Below are 1,780 nucleotides of genomic sequence, written 5' to 3'. Positions count from 1 at the left end.
GCTGTTTAAGTTGGATAAACGGAACTTCTTGTTTGCCGCAACCCGACTATGAAACGCTTGTCTTTTGGTTGCATCGCTTGTTGTGATAAGATTATAATCATGAATATTAGTAATTAACGAAAGTGGTGATCAGGTGCGCTTCATCGGTGTATTTGAGCGGGAAGAGTATCAACGCTCAGTCAAAAAAGTTTGGCTGATCGGAGCAGTTTACACCATCGTGTTCCAGCTCATGGCGACGATTGCCGTGTTAGTCGAAGTATTTTATGATCCCAAACTCATGCACGGCGATAAGATCGACCAAATTGGTTCACCTTATTTTGTAGCTGTCGCGGCGGGGTTATTTGTCATTTTTGTTGCGACTTCACCACGACTGAGAAAAACTTTTTTTCAAACTGGACGTTCGCGGATGACCTGGCAAAAGTTTGTCAGTTTAGTTGCTTTGATGTTATTGATCCAACTAATATTTACGGTTTACTCAAATGGTTTAGAATCCTTATTGAATCAGTTGGGTTTTACGGCAAATGCCGAGCTGAAATCCGCTAGTGCAGGCAGTGAGACTTGGTCGATGTTTCTTTATTCAGGATTTTTAGCGCCGATCACAGAGGAGATCGTTTTCCGTGGTTTTGTCTTGCGTAGTGTTCAGCCTTATGGGATCAGTGCAGCTATCTTATTGTCAGCCGGCTTATTTGGACTTTATCACCTTAATATTATGCAATCACCGTTCGCATTTGGTATCGGGTTGATTCTGGCGGTTGTTGCGCTTAAATTTGGGATCAAGTGGTCGATTGTTCTCCATTCTTTTAATAACTTAGTATTAGGCGATGTGTTTGGACGGATCTTAGATGCTTTGCCTAAGCAAGCCAGCAGTGTACTTAATGTTATTATTTTTGTCGGTGGCGGGTTGGTTGGAGCGTGGATCTTATGGCAAAAACGGCAGCGTATTAAAAGTTGGTATGCTCGTCACCGTTTACGCCGCCACGAGCTTAAATTAGTTTTTGGCAACTGGTTGGGGATCGTGATCACGGTCTTATCGATCATCATGATGGTAGCAAATTTGAGTCATAAATAAGTCAAAGGCAGCTTTTGAAATGGCTTTCATAACGAAAATGGAGTATGATGTTAAACATAAGTTTATTTTAGGGGGCGTGTGACGATATGACACTTAACTATCAACGAATCTTGGTTGCGGTCAATAAATCTGCAGGTGCCGATCGGGCTTTGGAAAAAGCCGTCGCCACTGCGAAACGCAATCACGCAAGATTAGATATTTTGCGGGTCATAGATATTAATTCATTACAGTATGAGGCAGGGGGCCAGACTGTGATCGATGGTCAAGACATCTATGACATTGAACAATCTAATGAAGAGTTTTTAACTGAACTAAGGGAAAAAATACTGCGAAACGACGGGTTAGATCCAGAACAAGTCTTTGTCCATCTGCGGTTTGGCAATCCTAGAACAGTGATTTTAGATGACTTTCAGCCTGAGTATCACAATGATTTGCTAGTGATCGGCGGAACTGAAATGAGTTTGTTCAAACGAATGCTTGCTGGTTCAGTAACTTCCTACGTTCCTAGGGCTGCTCAGTGTGATGTTTTAATAACAAAAAAATAAAAGTCAGGCATGTTTTTCGTAAGTACGAGAAACGTCTGGCTTTTTATGTGACTGCTTCGTTTTATTAAGTACTTCTTGGTTTGCAAACAATCGGAATCGGCTAAAAGACAGGCGAAGAATTAGCCAATTTGACAAAATCGGCTAAAAGAATGGCAAAGTACTAGCC

At 41.6% G+C, this 1,780-nt stretch carries 2 protein-coding genes; both read left to right on the top strand.

Annotation, left to right across the window (positions count from 1 at the left end):
* The first annotated feature begins 133 nt into the window (after positions 1-133).
* Positions 134-1,069: a CPBP family intramembrane glutamic endopeptidase gene (locus FC65_RS10465; protein WP_056972670.1), complete on the top strand. Its 936-nt coding sequence runs from the start codon at positions 134-136 to the stop codon at positions 1,067-1,069.
* A gap of 86 nt (positions 1,070-1,155) precedes the next feature.
* Positions 1,156-1,614 (top strand): universal stress protein, encoded by a 459-nt coding sequence (locus FC65_RS10460; protein WP_056972669.1) that lies wholly within the window; start codon positions 1,156-1,158, stop codon positions 1,612-1,614.
* Positions 1,615-1,780 lie beyond the last annotated feature (166 nt).

Source organism: Ligilactobacillus acidipiscis DSM 15836 (assembly GCF_001435755.1).
In the GTDB taxonomy this organism is placed as follows: domain Bacteria; phylum Bacillota; class Bacilli; order Lactobacillales; family Lactobacillaceae; genus Ligilactobacillus; species Ligilactobacillus acidipiscis.
The sequence above is the reverse complement of the archived record's forward strand: the minus strand, read 5'-3'. Positions and strand labels throughout refer to the sequence as shown.

Coding starts and splice junctions, on each gene's coding strand:
- FC65_RS10460 (WP_056972669.1), top strand. CDS start 1,156: ATGACACTTAACTATCAACGAATCTTGGTTGCGGTCAATAAATCTGCA.